This is a genomic window from Nostoc sp. (genome assembly GCF_036917775.1).
Taxonomy (GTDB): Bacteria; Cyanobacteriota; Cyanobacteriia; order Cyanobacteriales; family Nostocaceae; genus Nostoc.
This window is the reverse complement of sequence record NZ_JBALEQ010000097.1, coordinates 1-19,766: the sequence shown is the minus strand read 5'-3', so window position 1 is coordinate 19,766 and position 19,766 is coordinate 1. Positions and strand designations below refer to the sequence as shown.

Genomic DNA, 19,766 nt, shown 5'->3' with positions numbered 1-19,766 from the left:
TTGTCATTTGTCATTTGTCATTTGTCATTCTTCCCTATCCCCAGTCCCTAGTCCCCAATCCCTCTATGGCAAAAATTTTCTCAGTTCATCCGGATAATCCTCAAGTTCGCCGAATAGAGGAAATAAAGTCGGCGCTTTCTAGTGGCGCAGTCATGCTTTACCCTACTGATACAGTTTATGCGATCGGTTGTGATTTGAATGCTAAGTCGGCGGTAGAACGAGTGCGGCAAATTAAACAGCTAGCAAATGATAAACCACTGACATTTTTATGTCCCTCGCTTTCAAATGTGGCAACTTATGCCTTCGTAAGTGACACAGCCTATCGGATTATGAAACGCCTGATTCCAGGGCCATACACGTTTTTGCTCCCAGCAACTAAATTAGTACCGCGATTGGTGCAAAGCCCCAAGCGGAAAAGTACTGGAATTAGAGTACCAAACCATACTGTGTGTTTGGATTTGCTGGCAGCTTTGGGCAATCCGATTATTTCAACTTCAGCACATCTGCCACCAGATGAAGCAGATAATGGCATGATTCGGATAGATCCAGAAACTGTTCAGTCGCGGGTAGAGCTATTTGACCGTTTAGACAAGTTGGTAGACATAATTGTAGACACTGGCGAAGAACCTACTTATGAAGTATCTACCATCTTAGATATGACCGGAGACGAAGCAGCAATTATACGGAGGGGTTTAGGTTGGGAAGCAGCAGCAGCATGGGTATAAGAATGAGACTTCACAGGCACACCTCTCCGTTTCGGAAATTGTGATAAAAGCAACTCCAGTTTTTAAATTGTCATATTTAAACGTGATGTCTATGACGGGCACAGATGCAATAACAGGATGGTGGTAACAGTCAGTACAGCAAGGGATTTGGCAACTTTGAGAAAATGCTGGGTACATGAGTACCCGCGTCAATGTGGTGGCTTGTGAAAAAACCGACACATTGGCATAACTGTAACTCTCTCGTATTTCCTACAGTTTTATATATGAGCTTTAGATGTGAGCATTATATGGGGCAAGTCTTAATTGATAAATGCCCAAAGATTCACAAGCCTTGGCCGGCTTTGATTGCTGTGTCTGCGTTGTAATTACGGTGCAATACTACTCCCTGGAAAAGTCATGAAAGCTAACGTCATCAATCTACCAAACTCTACACCCATTTTTGAAAACCACCTTTCGACCGAAGAATTTTCAGACAGCAGCGAAACCTTGATTGAATTGCTGTGTCAAGAAATGCAAGCACAAGTGAAAGCAGCACCCAGGTGCGTAGAAGCTTTAGCAAACCGCATAGCCGTAGAAGTAGAACGCATTTGCGATAAAAGCTCACGTATCCAAACATCTGGGCAAATCAAATCCTGGCAGATTACGCTGGGAAGGCATCGGATGCAAAAGTGCTTACGTTACTACCAACTAGGTTCCAAACAAGGGCGGGTGGAATTACATAGTAATTTGGGTGCTATGGTTTACCGCCATGTAACTTTATCTGGCTCAGAATTGGGCTTTGATGCTCGTTACAGCCTAATTGAAGATTTTTTACAAGCATTTTATATCGAAGCTATCAAAGCTTTCCGCAGAGAAAACGAACTACCTGACGATCACACACCGCGTACTCAGCTGCAATTAGCTGAATATATGGCGTTTACAGAACAGTACGCCAAACGTCGCATCAATTTACCTGGTGGTGCAAATCAGCAATTAATTATCTTGCGGGCCCAAGGTTTTGCTCGTCGTCAGCCGCAAGAAACTACCGTGGACATTGAAATGGCGGTGGAGTCTGCTAAGGGTGAAGAAGCAGAATCTTACCAACGTAACTCGGCGGTGCAACAGTTGCGATCGCAGATGATTGCCCAAACTAATTTCGATCCATCTGAAGAGTCAGAACGCGATCGCGTCATCACTGAATTGATGAAATATCTGGAGTCTCAAGGTCAATCTGACTGTATGAACTACCTCAGCTTGAAGCTTCAAGACCTCTCAGCCCCAGAAATTGACCAAATTCTCGGTTTAACCAGCCGTCAGCGCGATTATCTCCAACAACGCTTTAAATATCACGTAGAAAAGTTTGCCAAGCAACACCATTGGCAATTGGTACATCAATGGTTAGGCGCGGGTTTAGAGCAAAAATTGGGTTTATCTTCCCAACAGTGGGAAATCTTTGTGAATCAACTCACAGAACAACAACAGCAAATATTACAGTTAAAAACTGCAAGACAAACCGATCAAGCGATCGCTAAAACCATCAAATGCACCCCCAAACAGTTACAAAAGCGCTGGACTCAACTGTTAGAACTAGCATGGTCTATTCGCAACGGTCATACTGAAGCACAAACAGGTTGAAGCTAAGGGGAAATAACTAAAAGACATTATCGAAGCTTATAACTGGGACGAGGAGCGCGAATTTAGCTTATACACTAAGTACAAAATCTCATTAATTCGTAGTGAATTCTTTGCGTGCCTCTGCGCTTCCCTCTGCGCCCCTACCCTTCGGGAAGGCAAAGCGCCTATGCGTTTAAATTTCACCCTTCAATTCGCCACAATCTTCCACAAATAACTCTTATTTGAATTTATCTGAATTACTAACTCGTTCCTCATCCAAATTATTAATACATTTGTATTTATTTAGTACAAAAATACCAATAATTTCCGATTTTTTACCCATTAATCCAACCTTGTTTACGTCAGAATAAAAAATTCATATTAAGAAACTGACTCTTTTTTACTGCTTCTGTGAAATCCTATAATTAGTAGGACTTTTGGCAGAGGGATTTAGGATGGCTCTGACTCAAGGCGGACGGGCAAATAAGTCTGGGAATATTTTAGAAGGAAATATTGAAGCAATCTTAAATGGACATAATTATTTCCAAGTAGGGAACTATGTCCCAAAAGAATTTATACTAAATGCTGCTTTATTACCAAAGCGCTATGGCAAAGAAGTTTATATTGGAACTGGGATTTATCATACCGATTTAAAGGTTGATTTTTATGTTGTTGGCTCACCTGCAATGCCATCTGGTTTAATTTTCGAGTGCAAATGGCAAGAAAGCCCCGGTTCTGTCGATGAAAAGTTTCCTTACTTGAACATGAACATCCAGCACTATTACCCTGCACCAACTATAGTCATTTTAGGCGGTGAAGGTATGCGAGAAGGTGCCAGCAAATGGCTAAAAGCAAGAGTTAATGATAACCATAATTTATTAGCAGTTTATAGCTTAGACAGATTTATTGCTTGGGCAAATAAAAATCTTTAAAAGATGTAATTAATAGTTCGTCAATTATGCCTCTATTTTTTATATTGGAGTTGATTGATCGAGCTGCTTTAATTTTGTAAACTTCAAAATTGATATCCGTATAAATATTTCTAATAAATTCGCTATCAGAATTACATACCATAACTTTAACACCACGACTTGCCAACTCTGCACAAGTATCTCTTAAAAGTTCTTGGTCTTTCTTACTAAAACAATTTTGACTATAAGCGGTGAAATAGCTAGTATCACTTATAGGATGATAGGGCGGGTCAAAAAATACAAAGTCATCACTGCTAGTTGCATGATTTAGGACTTCTGTAAAATCTGCTTGTTTAATTTCTGTATGAGAAAGAGCTTCTGATGCAGCTTGCAGTAAAGCCTCAGAACAAATATTAGGATTTTCATATCTGCCTAAAGGCACATTGAACTTTCCCTGTGAGTTGACTCGATAAAGACCATTAAAACAAGTCTTATTAAGATAAATTAGACGAGCTGCTTTTTCTAGATCAGTCCCATCAGAGTCGTTTCTGACACTATAATAATAATCTTTATTATGTCGAGTTTTATGCTCTTTTAATAAATAAATTAATTCCTCAACACGATCTTTAACACAACAATAAGTGTTAATTAATTCGGCGTTAATATCAGTTAAAGTTGCTGTCTTTGGTTGGAGATAGAAAAAAACAGCACCACCACCTAAAAATGGTTCATAGTAATTTTTATAACTTTTGGGAAAATAAGGAATATATTGCTGTATCAACCTACTTTTACCCCCTGCCCACTTCAAAAATGGACGCGGGCTAGTTTCCTTGGGGATTTGAATTACCATTTACTTGCGATTTAACTGAAAATAATCGTGACTAAATAAAGCCAATATAACCGACGAGGCATATTTTATATTAGCTGGCTAATTTCCCGGCTGCATAGATTACAATTGAGTTGATAAAGCATATCAAAACAAACGTAAGTATATAACAAGGCAGTTTAGATTCAGATGTTTGACGGATTTTGGGATAACGTCTTTCGCTACCCCCGCTACTTAATTACTATAGTCTTAGGGCTGTTTTTGAACACCTTTGCACCATTCGTGCCACTGTTGAAGCGCCCTGTTACCTTAATCGCCCTCTTAGGTTTATTTGTGAGCAGCCTAGTCTTTCTTACTTTCACCCTACGGGCAATGCTGGGCTTGAGTGCAATCTAGACTAGCGCTATATCGGGGCTATGCCCTACAGACGGTTGCTCTTAGCGTTGCTTTCGCTAAGTACTGTCTACCCAAATTGCATCTATTTTTGTCGTACAACCTCTGTCAGGAGGCGAAATTTTTATGGCTACAAATCGCCGGGTTTCCCGCGTTGCAGAATTGATCAAACGGGAAGTTAGCCAAATGCTGCTCAACGGCATTAAGGATGACCGTGTGGGTACAGGAATGGTAAGTGTGACTGATGTTGATGTTTCTGGCGATCTCCAACACGCCAAAATCTACGTCAGTATCTATGGTACAGATGAAGCTAAGGTAGAAACAATGGCAGGCTTAAAGTCAGCCACAGGTTACGTCCGCAGTGAACTTGGGGCGCGGGTACGGCTACGTCGTACACCAGAAGTCATCTTTCTCGAAGATCGCTCCATAGAACGCGGTAACAAGGTACTGGCACTACTAAGCCAACTCAATCACGATCGTCCGCCAGAAAACCTGTTAACAGTAGAAGACAGCACAGATGAAGATGATGAATCATTTAGTGAATAAGTAACTTAAATAACAATGTAACTTCAGAACAATTGATCTCAGCAAATCCGCCAAACAGTTTACAGACGTGACTAGATCGCGTCTGTTTTAATGTAACCATAACCAACTTCAGCGATCGGTAGTTGCATCTATACGCTTTATGTTTTGCTTGGCTTTCGTTTTTACTCTACTAGGACTTACGCAAAACTACACCCATTAGGGGCAATACTCTGCGGGTACTCCGTTGGAGAATTTGTAGAGTAGCCGCTTCTTTAGAGATGCTTTGCGTAGCTTGTTTCGACCTGGGAGTATGCGTCTGAATGAATGAATTGCTGCTACTGAAAATTATGGTTTTGGCTGTACCCTGTGGGAAGCTAACGCAATAATGGCTTCAAATCTTAGAGGTTGAATCCCGAACTAATTTGTTCCTCCTGCCTTGACTCCACCCTTCTACAGATGTTTATCAAAAGAAACCTGTGTAATATTAGTGCTTAAAGTAACTAAACAATTGCAATTTTACTTAAAAAATTGTTAATAGATGATAGGGTAAAAGTCTTCGTAGTGTACTTTAGCTGTTATGTTTTGCAGCAGTTTATACCCTACTACCTGACAAATATTCTTGTGTTGTTTACCCTTAGATAAATACCAGCAGTTCTAAATCCGGCTTTAGGGTGATTATTTGATATGTAAGTGATGTCTACGGCGGGCTACGCCTACGCAATATGAATTCTTACCACCCAGGAAATTTTGCCTAAATACAGTAATGGCAAGACTTTCAGACTTGTTGCATAAAAAACACACAGCCCATAGCAGGTTAAGTTAACTACTCGGAATTTTTTTTGTAAAGCAGATTTTTGATAAATGTCAGGATTTGTTGACTTTCTTAACATTTCTTGAGATAATTTCAGGATATCTAGCGTCAAAATAAAAATAGTTCCGTATAGCAAACTACAAAATACTAGCCACAAGTCTAATTTCTGTAATGTTTGTTCCTAATTATTAACGGGAACACTATCGTAAGTGTTAATTTGTGAGTAAAAACCATGAGTGTGAATACGGTGCCTTCTATCAATTACTACTCTCTCGATTTGATCCAAGACGAAGCACGTCGACTGGTGCAAAAGGGAATGATTAGCCGACAACAGCCAATATATACCCTTTGCCAATACATTCCAGCGAGAGAGTGGGTTTGCGTTGAATGTGAATTAGAGAAATGTGACTTTTTGTTGCGCGATCGCATTGGCGACCTAATTGGCCGTGAACAGTGGGACAACGACTAAAATCAATGTTTGATTTCGGGTTTGGGGTTGGGGGTTAATTTTCGATATGTGGATGTCACAGTCAACGATCCTACGCCCAATCTGGGGGATAATCTCTGGTTTTAATGAGCATTCACCCATACAGAATCTTGCGTTTTTCATTAACACAGAAGCATTGGAGTCTTAATTTATATAAGTTTTCAAGTTAAAGAAAGCATCAGAATCGGTTTTTATGTATATCTGGTGCTACAGCTTGAGTTTAGTATGTAAATTCAGTGAAGTTCTTACATTGATCCAATAGAAGTGTAGGAACTTCACTTCTGACTCGCAATTGACAAAATCGCTTCCTTGCGGTTCAAAAGTAGAATCCGTTTTGAAAAGTTTGCTCGGTCGGGCTAACCGACAATAGAGGAAACCTCCGTAAGAAACTGGCTCAGTTTTCGCAAAATTCCAAATTTGTATAGGATTATTTGTTAAAAAATCTCTAAAAGCAGAGAAAAATTATATCAACGATTATCCGACCTGCTCTAAATATTGATTAATGTCTTCAATAATACGGGTAAGTTCAGCTTCAGTAGTCAAGCGGATGTTGACGTTGCGGACAGTCAGCAAAACTTTGGCTGCGAAAGGCGTTGGCCAGATATTAGGATTACAGAAAATTTCTAAAAATACTTCACCTGTATAACGATATTCCATTGGAGGCTGGGGAGTGACTTTACCTCCGCCAGGAGTGGGTTTAGCGGCAACAGCTTTCAGACGCTCCATCAGTTGATCTGTCGCTGTCTTTAATTCTCGTGCTGCTTGGGGTGAAAAACTGAAGGAGACAGAACCTTCAATTAGGTTCAATGTTAGAGGAATTGAAGACATAAGTTTTTATTAAAGCTTATTGATAAGTACTAATCTTACCGGAAGAAGAGACAAAGCCCAATTTTTTGAGGATGCACCCCCAGGCGCTGATAAGCTGTTAAGCATTTAATTTTTACATTTACCTGATGACTGATGACTGTTAACCGTCAACAGTCAACATTCAACGATTTATGTCAGTGTCTATCGGGCCGGGTTGAATATTGTTCACCGTTGCCAGCAAAAGGCATTATGTTACTGTTGACGCTGGTTAATCATAATCAATCCGTCCACTCTTATCCATGTTGCAGAGAGCCTCCTGAGTTGCCATAAAGACACCCCAATACCGTTCGGTTAAGACAAGAGACGCGATGAATCGCCGTCTCTACAATAATTAGTCCTTTGTCTTGACGGCGATTTATCGCGTCTTTGCGATCTAGAATTTTCATCAAAAAACCTTAACCGAACCGTATTGAAAGACACCCTTGATGTTAACCGCAATCAGCCGAGCAAAATCATCCATCGTCTGAGGAAAATTGACCTTTGGAATTATATATATGGCTCAAGTTCTTACTCAAACTGGCTTGTTAATTTATTTTTAGCGAGGGGAACGCGAAAACTTACCTCTAGGTTTACTAATTATTCCAAAACCTGTAAATATTTTTCGATTTTGTTGCTCAAATTTCGATCATTTTTTGAATGAAGCACAGGCTTCTTTATCTTTTTAAGGTAGCAAATATAACTCATTTACTCGTCAATCATCCTAAGTAAGTACACACCACTGATGGTCGTCATAATATCTCTGGATACAATTTTGTTTGGAGTAACTAGATGTAGAAATAACAAAATTAATTAAAATATTTCTGGAATTAATGCTAAAAATATGCTGTTATTTATAAAGGCATTACTAATAGCTATAAAGCTTGTAGCTGCTGTTAGCTATAAATAATCTCAATAGAATGGTAAAAAAGATAGAGCCTATAGAGAGACTTAATTCTTACTGCGTAAGACTTTGATACATTTTATTTGTGTTTATTTATGTTTTGAGTTCTACATTAGAAGTCATAGAACTTGATGTGATAAATTATCTATGGTTTACGATAACCGCGCCGAAGTGCGAAAGGTTTTAATTATTACCCTACTGCTCAACCTGTTTGTACTGGTATTGAAAGCACTTGTGGGTTACTGGACAGGTTCGTTGAGCTTGCTAGCTGATGCGTTGCATAGTGTGACAGATAGCGCCAACAACGTTTTAGGATTAGTTGCAAGTAAATTTTCTTCTCCACAACCCGATCGTGAGCATCCTTACGGACACCATAAATTTGAAGCTGTGGGAGCTTTAGGAATTGCCTCATTTTTAGGAATAGCCTGTTTTGAAATTCTGCAAGGAGCAATCGAACGAATTCTCAAAGGTGGTGGTGAACCTGTGAGAATATCACCACCAGAGTTGTGGTTATTGCTAATTGTGCTAGGTGTGAATATTTTTGTGGCGTTTTACGAACGCGCTGTTGGTAAGCGGGTAGGTAGCTCAATTCTCATAGCTGACGCTACACATACCATGAGCGATATTTGGGTGACAATCTCTGTAATTGGCGGCTTGATCGGAGTTTGGCTAGGTTATCAATGGATGGATCTGGTGTTAGCTTTTCCTGTAGCCTTGTTGGTATTTTGGAGTGGCTGGTCAGTTTTAAAAGAGAATTTGCCTTGGCTTGTGGATCAAATGGCGATCACACCAGAAGCAATTCATGCGATCGCTACTTCTGTTCCAGGGGTAATTAACTGTCATGATATTGCTTCTCGCGGTGTTCTTGGTCGTCAGGTATTTATTGAAATGCATTTAATCGTAGATGCACCAGACGTAAAAACCGCCCACGATATTACCGAAGAAGTAGAAAGCCGATTAGAAGAAAGGTTCCGTCCAGTGAGGATTTTAATTCACGTTGAGCCACCAGCATATAAGTCTGAGCAAATTAGCTTTGAAACTGGATTGAAATAGTTGTGTTCACACAAGTGGAGTTAGGAATCAAATAGAGAGAAAAGAACGAAAAATTATTTTTAAAATAGTTGATTTTCCATTAAGTTGATTATCAATCAACTGACACTATTGATAATCAACTCAAAACCTTGGCTACTAAGACTTGTATCTTACCAAACAATGATTTTAGGACTAGTGTGTACACACATAGAGATGAGTTACTAGGTCTTACTGGCTATAACGTACATATTGACTGTTGTATAGTCTTCGAGTCCAGGAATTTTACTCAGAAAGCGAAACAACGGCATCAATTTGGAAGCTCCTTCAAGAGCATTTGTAGTCTCTCTAACAATCACAAATCCGCTTTGATCAAAGGCTTTCAGGAAGTCGCGGCGCTTGAGTTTATTGAGTCCAAGGTCATAGATCGAATGGCACTCTATTCCGGGATGGCACTTATTATAAGCTGCAACAACACGCTCATCGCCAATAATGAGATGCGCCCACGGTAGCCTGATGCGCTTTCCGATTGCGTGATATCCATGATCGCCAAAAGGACTGTAATAAAGTGGGCTAAAACCAGTTATCAGTAAGCCCCCTTGCCGTAGAACTCGTTTTATTGAAAGAAGAACTCGCTCTATGCCCATGATGTGTTCAAAAGTATCTTTGGAAATTACGATATCAACCTGGTCGTCAAGCGTCGTCAGGTTGTCAATATCCAAGTGATGAAACTCTATTCTGTCGGCAATCTCTGGGTAGCGTTCTGCGACGATATTGCGCGCAAATTCGATCCGGCTACTTATGAGGTCAAGACCGATTACCCGCCGCGCTCCAGAAATGGCTGCATCAATGCACAGTGCACCATGTCCACAGCCGATCTCAAGGACAACTTTACTGGAGAAGTCTGGACGACCGCCAAAGCGACTCCAGTACATACCGGATTTTGTGACTTGTGCCTCAAAGTATTCTAGGGAAAAGTCTTCATCTGGTACAGCAAAATTATCTTCAATAAATTTGTAGTTTGCAGAGGGATCTGTAAAAGTTTCTTGACTCATGGGTTCAACTGTCAAATGACAATACCGACTACATTTAGTTTATACATCACATCAGTAGCAATAGCAATAGATACTCTTATACTAGTAAGGAACAGTGAGCTTTCAGACAGGAGATAATGCTGAAGCCTTTGACTTAGAGTGTTTATGGAATAAGTATTATTGAAATTATTAAAGTGGTAATGTTTATTTGATTAATGTCATGCAAATTTGCGCTCAAAAATATTCTAATTCTGACTAAAGGCGAAAATTTTACTGACAACAAAATTTGTGTTTCAGTCTTGTTCGAGGCTGTAATCGCACTTTTGATTTTATTCAAGTAGCGATCGCTCATAAACAAAGGAAAATAAAACTCATTTGTAGAGTTTAGAATCTTTGTCAAACATAATATCGCTTCAAATCGAGCAGATTCAAAAAATGAGAGAGCGGAAAGTTAACAATTCAAAATTCAAAATTCAAAATCACGCTCTCTACGAAATTTGCCTTAATTCTTATAAGAAGCAACCAAATCAGCGACGATCGCAACTAGTTCTCCGGGATCGACTGGTTTAGGCACATGAGTCTGAAAGCCTGCTTCCAGCGCACGGCTACGATACTCGCTATCACCATAAGCAGTTAAAGCGATCGCAGGGAGTTTTTCCCAAATATCAGGCTTCAGCGCCCGGATCTTGCGAATAAGGGTGTAGCCATCTTCACCAGGCATAGCAATATCACAAATTAAGACATCTGGCTGCAACTCAGGTAGTACTTTCAATGCTACCGCCGCCGATGGAACTGCCATGACGGTGGCTCCATCAGCTTCTAAAACGGTAGTAATATAAAAGCGGCTATCGTCATCATCATCAACGACAAGGATGTTTAAGCCAGCAAGGGGGAGAGGAGGTTCCATAACATCTCCATAAATGTTTATCAAATGAAAGTTATTTCTAATGAGCTGCTGGTTTTTTGTCTTTTACCACACCTTCGTAATTTTACTGCGATCGCGCCTATTTTCCTAGACAATAATTCAATTTGTCTAACCACCATCTAAGTTGATGGTTAATTATTCGCTGGAATTTATAATTCTTGACTGGATAAAATTATATTTGTGTTTAAATTCATTTATATTTAGAAATTCACTTTCACAAATAATTGGTTTTACAAATTTATTTTGATAATCGCTGCCTATTTTATTACGAAAAACTTACAATTTTGCTGGGGATTTTCAATTTAGCAACTATGACATTTTTAACATCTAAAGTGTATAAATTAAATCAAGCTCTTGTAGGGCGGGCATCTTGATCGCCATAACTATTTAATTTAAATGTAGAGTAGCTTACCAAAGCTATAGTCAAAAAAATAGACAATGCCAAAACTCAAAACGAGTCAGCTCGGCATTGCCATTTAAAATATGTAAATCTAAATTACTGTAAATAACCTGAATAATTGGAAAGAGTGATGAGCTTTTAGTTAACTCAACTCAAAACTTAATTACTCCCATTCAATGGTTCCAGGTGGCTTAGAGGTGATGTCATAAACCACCCGATTCACGCCTTTTACTTCATTCACAATCCGCGTGGAAATCACTTCCAGGACATCGTAAGGGACTCTGGCCCAATCAGCAGTCATGCCATCTTCACTGGTAACAATTCGCAAGACGATGGGGTAAGCGTAAGTACGTTGATCACCCATAACGCCAACACTACGAATTGGCAGCAATACAGCAAATGCTTGCCAGAAATCATGATACATACCGCGTTGGTTAATTTCTTGCCGTACAATCAAATCGGCATCGCGCAAAATATTTAACCGCTCAGATGTAACTTCTCCCAAAATGCGAATTGCCAAACCAGGCCCAGGAAAAGGTTGTCGTTGGACAATTTCTTCTGGTAAACCAATGGAACGCCCAACTTTGCGGACTTCATCTTTAAATAGTTTCCGCAGTGGTTCCACTAATTTAAATCTCAAATCTTTAGGCAAACCGCCAACATTGTGATGACTCTTAATTTTTACCGCTACCCGTTCACCAGTTTGGGGATCAACGTTGGTGTCAGCAGATTCGATGACATCTGGATAAAGAGTCCCTTGAGCTAAATAGTCAAAATGACCAAGGCGTTTGGATGTTTCCTCAAATACATTGATGAATTCGTGTCCGATGCGGCGGCGTTTTTCTTCAGGATCTGTAACACCAGCAACCTTAGCTAAAAAGCGATCGCGCGCATTCACATACTCTACAGGAATGTGAAACTGCTCTTGGAACAGCTTTACCAATCGCTCTGGCTCATACTTTCGCATAAAGCCTTGATCGATAAACACACAAGTTAGTTGCTCGCCAATCGCTTTATACAGCAAGAATGCCAGGGTAGAAGAATCAACTCCCCCAGATAGCGCCAAGAGTACCCGCTTCTCGCCAACTCTGGTGCGAATTTCCCGAATTGCCTCTTCAACAAAAGCCGCAGTTGTCCAACTAGGTTCGCAATCGCAGATATGGTAGACAAAATTACGAATTAATGCTATACCACCAAGAGAATGTACTACCTCTGGATGGAATTGAACCCCGTAAAGTTTCCTTTCGTGGTCGGCAATGGCAGCACAGGGGGTATTTTCTGTATGTGCCAGCAATTCAAACCCTGATGGCATTTGGGTAACTGAGTCTCCGTGACTCATCCACATGGTAGTGCCATCTTCAACATTAGTAAGTAAATCTGTGGGATCGTCAATATATAATGATGCTTTGCCGTACTCACCTCGGTCAGCCTTTGCAACTTCACCACCAAGTTGGTTTACCATTAGCTGCATCCCATAGCAAACACCCAAGACGGGTATTCCCAAATTCCAGATTTCTGGGTCACAATGGGGAGCGTTGTCACCATAAACCGAACTCGGCCCACCAGAGAGGATGATTCCCTTGGGATTAAGTTGGCGCAATTGTTCAGAAGTAGTGCGATAGGATAAAACTTCAGAGTATACTTGAGTCTCGCGGATGCGACGGGCAATCAACTCAGAATATTGAGAGCCGAAGTCCAGAATTATAATCAATTGGCGATCAAGCCGCCCAACATTTTCCAATGTTTGGGGCGCTTGTTCTGTCGGTAGAGTCACCACTGTATTCATGATGGAAGTGTTATGTCTGTTAAGGATAGATGCTTTATGGTCTATGGTGATGCTATTATTCAGTCTGCTTAGGCTGATAATGGTATAGAAGCCCTAGACAAACGCGAGGTTATGTGCGTTGGTCTAGTCCCGGAGCTAGAGATGGTGTGAAAACGATAAACTTACCCTAGAGTGGTTACTTAAAAGATTATTTATTTGGATTGTTTACGATTATTCATAATAAATTAACATAATTTTCCCATCAACAAACCAGCAGTTTTACTCTTCACGATAATTTTGCGATCGCGAGCAAAGAGAATCGAGCCACAGACTGTAACCTCTGTGCCCCTTTCGCTATGGCTTTGAATGTATTCTTGGGAACGAACATCGATAGTTTCTGCGATCGCACTGTAAACTTGATTTACCCAATCACTGCCGGTTGCAGCATCTAGCGATTTTAGATATATTAGTGCTGCTTCGGCGGTAGTACTGTTAAACACAGCTTGGATATCTGGTGATTTTAAACCTGCGATCGCACAGTGCGCGGCCAAAATTTCTCGCCGTCCATCAGCCAAGTAGTGATGGGTGTGAAAAATCCCCCCCGCCAGCTTCATCAGCTTACCGTGATAGCCAAATAATAAAATTTCTTCCACGCCTAGCACATCAGCTTCTACTAACATTGGGCCGAGCCAGTTAGCAGTTTTGACCAATTGTTCGGGATTAATCCCTAGTTTACGCGCTAAATCTAGGCCATTCTCGCCGATACAGAATACTAAAGTTTCAAAACGACTAGCTTTATTTTGTAATTCCGCCCGAAAAACTGCAAGCTGATCTGGTGTACTCAAAGGTTGAGAAATGCCGGTTGTGCCTAAAAGCGAAAGTCCTTCCACCACACCAAAAGCAGAATTGGAAGTTCTCACAGCTAGCGATCGCCCTTCGGGTAGAATAATCGTCACCGTGATTTTTTCCTCTGGTGCTAGGATTCGTTGCAAGTTTTCTTTTAAAACCCTTTGAGCATAAGCATAAATAGCAGGTTTGTCATCGGCATTCATCTGTCTGCCAATCCCTTCCCCACCTTTAATAATTACAGTCTCCCCCTGTTCTCGCCATTCCACCAATGCCCAAATCGGTGTATCTTTAGTCAAATCGAGATTATCACCGGGATCGCTACGAGTAATTGCTAAAGCTGTATTTTCAGATAATCCTGCTACCTGTTCAATGGGGATTTCGGCGATTTGAGCCGGTTCAATCAAGTCTACTGAGGCTATGCTTAGGGGTTTGCGATCGCGTAGCCATTGTAAAGCTGCAATAGCAGCAGCACAGGCGAAGACGGGAAGTGTGTATCCAGAACGGGACATTTTTTAAATTTAAAAGTCAAAATAATTCTTCAAAAATAAAGACAGTTTCTGATGGCAATTTAGACCACAAATGTAGCTTACTTCCTTCAGGGTAGCATTCCCGCTCACCTCCCGAACTCAACAAAGAGACTCAATACGGTCAGCGTGCAACAGGCTTGTTAGACCGTGTTTACTTTGCTGAGTTCGACGCGACCGTTTTCAAATACTTGCACCATTAGCTGATAACCCTCCATTAGGGACATCCCAACGAGTGGTTCTGAATCAGCCTCATCGATCGGGATTATCAAAATATCTCCATCCCAAACTAAAACTGCTTCATAGACATTGAAAACGCATTCACTCCCATCTCCAAGAATGGCTCGTCCTCGCCTCTTCCATCTCAGATTCAACTGAGCAATCAAATCTGGAGGCAATGAAAGCCAACCGTTAAAGCCTGTGTCTACAATCGCATCTTGTGTGTAAATTTTGCCATCGGAACCACAAACTGAAAGTGAAATAATCGGTTCAAAATCCGCGTTAACGATTCCGGTGATCATACGGCTTTTTTCATACGTCCGCCGAATCGACGAACATGGCGAGAACCAATGCGGACAATCCAGATTTGAGCGTCTGGGTGACGAGCTTCGAGGCGATCGCAGGCGGCGATTTCACTTGCATCGACTTCAAAAGCTCCGGTTTCGATGTCGATCGCCACAATCTTGCCATGATTATCTGCTTCAACCTGTGAACGCACCTGAGATTCATAAATCTCATCGCCACGTCGAGCGAATTCTTCTTTGCCGTAGCGGGGTTGGCGAACTGTCATAGAAATAGCCTCGTGTTCACGCCTCTAATTTTTTTATTTTAGGCTGTCAACAATCTTATCAAACTGGGCGATCGCTCTATCACAGTCAGTCGTCTATAGTCCTACTCACTGAGCAAACTGTTAGCCTGCAATGGATACACATGGTGCAAGCTTCGCCAAGCCGGAAATGGTTGATCGTCAATCATTGCTTCTGGCTTTGGGAGATAATCAGCGAAGCAATCCTCTAGTCCAAACTCCTTTGCTGAAGCACGAGCATAATCACTGCCTCCACTGCTCCAGCAGTACAGTACTGCTCCTTGCGCCTTTAACTGTCGAACTACTTCAATGACACTGGGTATTGGAATTCGTTTCGTTCCAACCGATCGAACAAGAGTGTCATCGACATCAACAAAAATGACCACAGTTGAGTTTTCCGTGCTAAAGCTTGATTCTACTTAAGTGTACTGAATCAGGATACAAATCTACAATCCGTGAAATAATTCGATCAGACAAATTTTCGTATAGAAGCAGTTTCACAGAGATACCACAAATAACTTCTTCTCACGATCAGCAGCAAAAGCTAAACACGCTTTGATATCTTCGGAAGTTAACTCAGAAAAATCCTCTAGGATTTCTGCTTCAGTCATTCCACCAGCAAGATACTCCAAAATATCATAAACAGTTATTCGCATTCCCCGGATACAGGGTTTACCACTGCGTTTTCCAGGTTCAATTGTAATAATGTCGTGGTAATTCATAAATTAGTCAAGATATTTGTTTAATCTATGAGCGTTGTTTTCGTCAGTCTACCAACTAACTTAAGACAAAATTTTAGTTAGACTCCCACTTCTGATAATAAAGCTTCCATAGTTTCCCAAGAAATTCCTTGTTGAATATAACGGGGTGCTTCAGGATTATAAGGACTGGCTACCCTGTCAATATTGAGAATGTTTGCCCCTTCTGGCAAAACTGGTACATCTGCATCAAATGCTGTGGGGCGCATCAAAGAGCTGGAAAAGCCTTTGAAAATAGCAATTGTATCTTCCTCATCGGCAATTTCCACTATTACAATCAAGACTTCTTTGGGGCGTTTAGCGGTGTATTGTTCTAGTCGCTTACCAATGGAATTCATTTTTTTACATTAGGGGGATGTGACGTAGCGACAGTTATTGTGGTGTAGCTGAACGTCCCTGCTTGCCCAGCTTAATCAGAACAAAATAGCTTAAGTAAACCACATAAATTACTAAACTAGTTATACCAAGAAAACCTAAAAACTCAGCTTTGCTATTAGCATGAAAATATTCTTTGAATAATAACGGAATCTCAAACCAGACGCGACAATAAGCAGTCTTCATCACACTGGCAGAAAAAGCACAACCTAAAAATGGAATCAACGCTAGTGTACCCAAAATGCAATAAACAGTTGTAGCCCAGCGCCAAGAGGTAAAAATAAATTTTAAAACTCCACTGGTTTGATACTCAATTTCATCATTGATATCTACCCAGAACCACAGTGAAATTGGGATTAAAATCTGAGCCATCAATCCAGAGATAAAGCTAACTGGATACTGAGCAATCATTAAGTAAATCGTGATTGCCACCAAGCTTGATACTTTCCAGTATATAGTCAACAAGCGTTGTATAGCTTCTGCTTTTTGCACAAATGCCCAAATTAAAAGAATTAGCGGAATAATTACCAAGAATAATACTGCCAGTCGGTAATCAATCCAGACGAAAGGGCGAAACCAAACGTTATAGTCCATAGTTTTCTCAAACAATAAATAAAACAATTTAAACTAAGAGCAAGTATCCATAACTGACAAACTTGTAAGCTATTAGCTAGCTAGTAGTCTATCTATATTACAAACAGTTTAATCAAAGCACAAAATCTAGCCTCAAGACTGCGCTCTAATTTCTTTATGCAAGCAAGTGGCTACCCAACTTATACCATTTCACGCAGTTTCTACTATAAACACGTTTGTAGGGGCATACAGATGTACGCCCCTACAACCAATTCGTGCCTTGTAAAGATTTTTGGAAAAATTTTTAAATGGTAAGTTGTTTAATTTACTTTCCTAAATCTCTCAATTTGGCAAAAAAAAGCAACTCAAAGATCCTCAAGTTAGATTTTGCGCTTACCTGTAGTAGCGTCAAGGAGGCTGTTAAAAACCCACATAGCAGCTATACACTTGATACTCACGGACAAAAGCCCAATTTTTTTGGGTGTAAAGGTTTCCTTTTAAGATAAAAATTCTCAAAATTTAACCTTCATACATCCGTAACTCCAGATATTTCATCAATTTTTCCCCGTTGGAGAAAATAATGAAAGAGGGAGAGTACGGTTTTAACCGGAAGTAGCGTAAAAGTGCGGAATCTCAGTAAGTAAATCCTGGTTGCTTGGTGACAAACGAACAGAAAATTCACTTGTTTAAAGTTCTAGTCGTCATAAACCCGGCATTCAATTGCATCTGGGTTGTCATCACAATACTGTTCTAGAGAATTTTTTGGCTTGCTTTGGCGTTTGTGGGAAGCTTCAGCTTGTAATTCTTCTACTGCATCCCAAGCAGCAGCACATTCTGGTGAACCGCTACCGTTAATGTCACAGACAGTACGCGCTTGTTCTACTTCTTCTTGAATTTTCTCCTGGATGTCGCTTGTTGCTGTTTCTTGGATGTTGGTCATTGCTTTAGTCTCGTTGTGTGTTGTTAATACTAGTATAGAAAAACTTCAGAAATGGCAGATTTTAGCTTGATTACTAACCATTCTAACTATTCAGTTCATAAGTTAGTACTTTAGCCTATTGATTTATAACCAATATAGTAAACTGCCGTATCTATAAGGCATTCATCTTTATGTTTTAAGATTTTGTGGGATTAGTACCATAGATAAACAATCATACAATATATTTAGATGCGTCTATTCGGGAATGACAACCCCAGCGTCTTGGATGGAGGAGACAAAAGGCTGGCACTAATTCTTGTAGGATGCAATTTTTCCCAAAATAAAAATAAATCAAAATCTACTAGCACAAAAAGAGAAAGAAGCTCAAAACTCATGGCAGACCAAATGCAGTGGGCAAATGCCCTATCAACCCGTCATTCTTTAGAAGCCGCCGTTACAGATGTGGTGGAACGAGCTGTTTCATCGTTAACAGCACCTGCGGATCTAGGACTGGTATTCATTTCGTCTGCTTTTGCGAGTGAGTATTCCCGATTATTACCCTTGTTAGCCGAGAAACTTTCTGTACCAGTGCTAATTGGCTGTAGCGGTGGAGGTGTGATTGGGACGACAGTTAACGGAGAAACCCAAGAACTCGAAGCAGAACCAGCTATTAGCTTGACTTTAGCACATCTTCCAGGGGTGAAGGTTCAAGTTTTTCATGTTGTTGCTGAAGAATTACCTGACTTAGATAGTTCTCCAGATGCTTGGGTTGATTTGATTGGTGTGCCAGCATCACCAACACCCCAGTTTATTTTGCTGTCTAGTTCCTTTGCCTCTGGAATCAACGATTTGTTGCAGGGGTTGGATTTTGCTTATCCAGGATCGGTGATCGTGGGAGGACAGGCTAGTGGTGGAGGTATGGGTGGTCGTGTTGCCCTATTTTGTAATGAGACTGACGGCGAAGAATGTCAAAGTCTGTATCGTGAGGGCACTGTTGGGATAGCTTTGACTGGCAATATTGTTTTGGAAACGATTGTAGCCCAAGGATGCCGACCGATTGGCAAACCGTTGCAAGTGACAAAAGCCGATCGCAACATCATCTTAGAGTTAGATGAGCAAGTGCCGCTAGTGGTGTTGCGAGATTTGATTGCTAGTCTTAGCGAACACGAACGAACTTTAGCACAGCACTCTTTGTTTGTTGGTGTGGCGATGGATGAGTTTAAGCTGGCTTTGCAGCAGGGAGACTTTTTAATTCGTGGTATTCTTGGGGTCGATCCAACAGCTGGAGCGATCGCAATTGGCGATCGCGTCCGTCCTGGTCAAAGGCTGCAATTCCACCTCCGCGATGCCCAAGCCTCTGCTGAAGACCTAGAATTACTCCTCCAAAGTTATCAAACCCAACGAGAATCTGAACCCTCTGCTGTCGCTGCCTTAATGTTTGCCTGTCTGGGACGAGGCGAAGGACTCTATGGTAAACCCAATTTCGATTCTGAACTATTTCGCCGTTACCTCAGCGATATTCCTGTAGGTGGCTTTTTCTGTGGTGGTGAAATTGGCCCTGTTGGTGGCAGAACCTTCTTACACGCTTACACTTCCGCATTTGGAATTTGTCGCCAGAATCAGTTATGAATTATGAATTAGACTGTTGACTATACAGCAATCTTATCTAATTCGTAAAAATTTGCCGTGTCTAGATACCCGACTTCTTTAAGGATGCTGTTGGCGAATAGGGGGTCTTACCCCCTAATAAGGTTAGGAACAGCTAGTAAGAAGATAAAACTAATGGAGTTCT

General features: G+C 40.8%; 22 protein-coding genes. 8 read left to right on the top strand and 14 right to left on the bottom strand.

All coding sequences use genetic code 11. From position 1 onward, the window contains the following. Positions 1 to 65 precede the first annotated feature (65 nt). The 3 genes from V7K69_RS20025 (at position 66) to V7K69_RS20015 (ending at position 3,250) form a co-directional block, all read left to right on the top strand. The gene (locus tag V7K69_RS20025; protein WP_335037428.1) at positions 66 to 725 is read left to right on the top strand and encodes an L-threonylcarbamoyladenylate synthase; all 660 of its coding nucleotides are present in this window, start codon (positions 66 to 68) and stop codon (positions 723 to 725) included. A gap of 396 nt (positions 726 to 1,121) precedes the next feature. Then, on the top strand, positions 1,122 to 2,339 hold the full coding sequence (locus tag V7K69_RS20020; protein ID WP_163929463.1) for a HetZ-related protein: 1,218 nt from the start codon (positions 1,122 to 1,124) through the stop codon (positions 2,337 to 2,339). Positions 2,340 to 2,773: 434 nt separating this feature from the next. Next, a complete protein-coding gene (locus V7K69_RS20015) occupies positions 2,774 to 3,250 on the top strand; it encodes a PD-(D/E)XK nuclease superfamily protein (RefSeq protein ID WP_335037424.1) in 477 nt (158 codons plus the stop codon). Here the strand turns inward: V7K69_RS20015 and V7K69_RS20010 are convergent. Then, the gene (locus V7K69_RS20010; protein ID WP_335037422.1) at positions 3,222 to 4,079 is read right to left on the bottom strand and encodes a DNA adenine methylase; all 858 of its coding nucleotides are present in this window, start codon (positions 4,077 to 4,079) and stop codon (positions 3,222 to 3,224) included. The two genes, V7K69_RS20015 and V7K69_RS20010, sit on opposite strands and share 29 nt — an antisense overlap. 165 nt (positions 4,080 to 4,244) lie before the next feature. Here V7K69_RS20010 and V7K69_RS20005 point away from each other — a divergent pair, with 165 nt between their 5' ends. From V7K69_RS20005 to V7K69_RS19995, 3 genes are all read left to right on the top strand, one after another. After that, positions 4,245 to 4,451: a DUF751 family protein gene (locus V7K69_RS20005; protein ID WP_335037420.1), complete on the top strand. Its 207-nt coding sequence runs from the start codon at positions 4,245 to 4,247 to the stop codon at positions 4,449 to 4,451. Positions 4,452 to 4,574: 123 nt separating this feature from the next. Further along, entirely contained in the window at positions 4,575 to 4,994 is a 420-nt protein-coding gene (gene rbfA, locus V7K69_RS20000) for a 30S ribosome-binding factor RbfA (protein ID WP_335037418.1), read from the top strand. Positions 4,995 to 6,016: 1,022 nt separating this feature from the next. Then, a complete protein-coding gene (locus V7K69_RS19995; RefSeq protein WP_012407481.1) occupies positions 6,017 to 6,253 on the top strand; it encodes a DUF4327 family protein in 237 nt (78 codons plus the stop codon). A gap of 492 nt (positions 6,254 to 6,745) precedes the next feature. Here V7K69_RS19995 and V7K69_RS19990 read toward each other — a convergent pair whose 3' ends face one another. Both V7K69_RS19990 and V7K69_RS19985 read right to left on the bottom strand, forming a co-directional pair. Continuing rightward, positions 6,746 to 7,099 (bottom strand): hypothetical protein, encoded by a 354-nt coding sequence (locus tag V7K69_RS19990; RefSeq protein WP_012407482.1) that lies wholly within the window; start codon positions 7,097 to 7,099, stop codon positions 6,746 to 6,748. A 272-nt stretch (positions 7,100 to 7,371) separates the two neighbouring features. Then, the gene (locus V7K69_RS19985) at positions 7,372 to 7,524 is read right to left on the bottom strand and encodes a hypothetical protein (protein ID WP_335037415.1); all 153 of its coding nucleotides are present in this window, start codon (positions 7,522 to 7,524) and stop codon (positions 7,372 to 7,374) included. A 641-nt stretch (positions 7,525 to 8,165) separates the two neighbouring features. Here V7K69_RS19985 and V7K69_RS19980 point away from each other — a divergent pair. Then, positions 8,166 to 9,071: a cation diffusion facilitator family transporter gene (locus V7K69_RS19980; RefSeq protein ID WP_335037413.1), complete on the top strand. Its 906-nt coding sequence runs from the start codon at positions 8,166 to 8,168 to the stop codon at positions 9,069 to 9,071. A 200-nt stretch (positions 9,072 to 9,271) separates the two neighbouring features. Here V7K69_RS19980 and V7K69_RS19975 read toward each other — a convergent pair whose 3' ends face one another. The 11 genes from V7K69_RS19975 to V7K69_RS19925 all read right to left on the bottom strand — a co-directional run bounded on the left by V7K69_RS19975 (position 9,272) and on the right by V7K69_RS19925 (position 17,995). After that, entirely contained in the window at positions 9,272 to 10,102 is an 831-nt protein-coding gene (locus V7K69_RS19975; protein WP_335037411.1) for a class I SAM-dependent methyltransferase, read from the bottom strand. 481 nt (positions 10,103 to 10,583) lie between these two features. Beyond that, a complete protein-coding gene (locus tag V7K69_RS19970) occupies positions 10,584 to 10,988 on the bottom strand; it encodes a response regulator (RefSeq protein WP_190935945.1) in 405 nt (134 codons plus the stop codon). Between the two features lie 581 nt (positions 10,989 to 11,569). Then, complete coding sequence (gene guaA, locus V7K69_RS19965) at positions 11,570 to 13,192, bottom strand: glutamine-hydrolyzing GMP synthase (protein ID WP_335037406.1); 1,623 nt, start codon at positions 13,190 to 13,192, stop codon at positions 11,570 to 11,572. A gap of 224 nt (positions 13,193 to 13,416) precedes the next feature. Beyond that, on the bottom strand, positions 13,417 to 14,529 hold the full coding sequence (cbiD, locus tag V7K69_RS19960; protein ID WP_335037404.1) for a cobalt-precorrin-5B (C(1))-methyltransferase CbiD: 1,113 nt from the start codon (positions 14,527 to 14,529) through the stop codon (positions 13,417 to 13,419). 158 nt (positions 14,530 to 14,687) lie between these two features. After that, on the bottom strand, positions 14,688 to 15,065 hold the full coding sequence (locus V7K69_RS19955; RefSeq protein ID WP_335037402.1) for a clan AA aspartic protease: 378 nt from the start codon (positions 15,063 to 15,065) through the stop codon (positions 14,688 to 14,690). Beyond that, entirely contained in the window at positions 15,062 to 15,334 is a 273-nt protein-coding gene (locus V7K69_RS19950; RefSeq protein ID WP_335037400.1) for a hypothetical protein, read from the bottom strand. The genes V7K69_RS19955 and V7K69_RS19950 overlap by 4 nt, the downstream gene beginning before the upstream one ends. Positions 15,335 to 15,435: 101 nt before the next feature. Further along, on the bottom strand, positions 15,436 to 15,735 hold the full coding sequence (locus tag V7K69_RS19945; protein WP_335037398.1) for a DUF705 domain-containing protein: 300 nt from the start codon (positions 15,733 to 15,735) through the stop codon (positions 15,436 to 15,438). A gap of 111 nt (positions 15,736 to 15,846) precedes the next feature. Next, the gene (locus tag V7K69_RS19940; protein WP_292867582.1) at positions 15,847 to 16,071 is read right to left on the bottom strand and encodes a DUF433 domain-containing protein; all 225 of its coding nucleotides are present in this window, start codon (positions 16,069 to 16,071) and stop codon (positions 15,847 to 15,849) included. A gap of 77 nt (positions 16,072 to 16,148) precedes the next feature. Beyond that, positions 16,149 to 16,445 carry a DUF7734 family protein gene (locus V7K69_RS19935; RefSeq protein ID WP_335037396.1) on the bottom strand — a complete coding sequence of 99 codons (297 nt, stop codon included), beginning with the start codon at positions 16,443 to 16,445 and terminating at the stop codon, positions 16,149 to 16,151. Between the two features lie 34 nt (positions 16,446 to 16,479). After that, positions 16,480 to 17,076, bottom strand: a complete 597-nt coding sequence (locus tag V7K69_RS19930; protein WP_163929476.1) for a DUF3177 family protein — start codon at positions 17,074 to 17,076, stop codon at positions 16,480 to 16,482. 673 nt (positions 17,077 to 17,749) lie between these two features. Beyond that, the gene (locus tag V7K69_RS19925) at positions 17,750 to 17,995 is read right to left on the bottom strand and encodes a Calvin cycle protein CP12 (protein WP_012407493.1); all 246 of its coding nucleotides are present in this window, start codon (positions 17,993 to 17,995) and stop codon (positions 17,750 to 17,752) included. A gap of 372 nt (positions 17,996 to 18,367) precedes the next feature. Here V7K69_RS19925 and V7K69_RS19920 point away from each other — a divergent pair, with 372 nt between their 5' ends. Further along, positions 18,368 to 19,603 carry an FIST signal transduction protein gene (locus V7K69_RS19920; protein ID WP_335037391.1) on the top strand — a complete coding sequence of 412 codons (1,236 nt, stop codon included), beginning with the start codon at positions 18,368 to 18,370 and terminating at the stop codon, positions 19,601 to 19,603. The last annotated feature ends 163 nt before the right edge of the window (positions 19,604 to 19,766 follow it).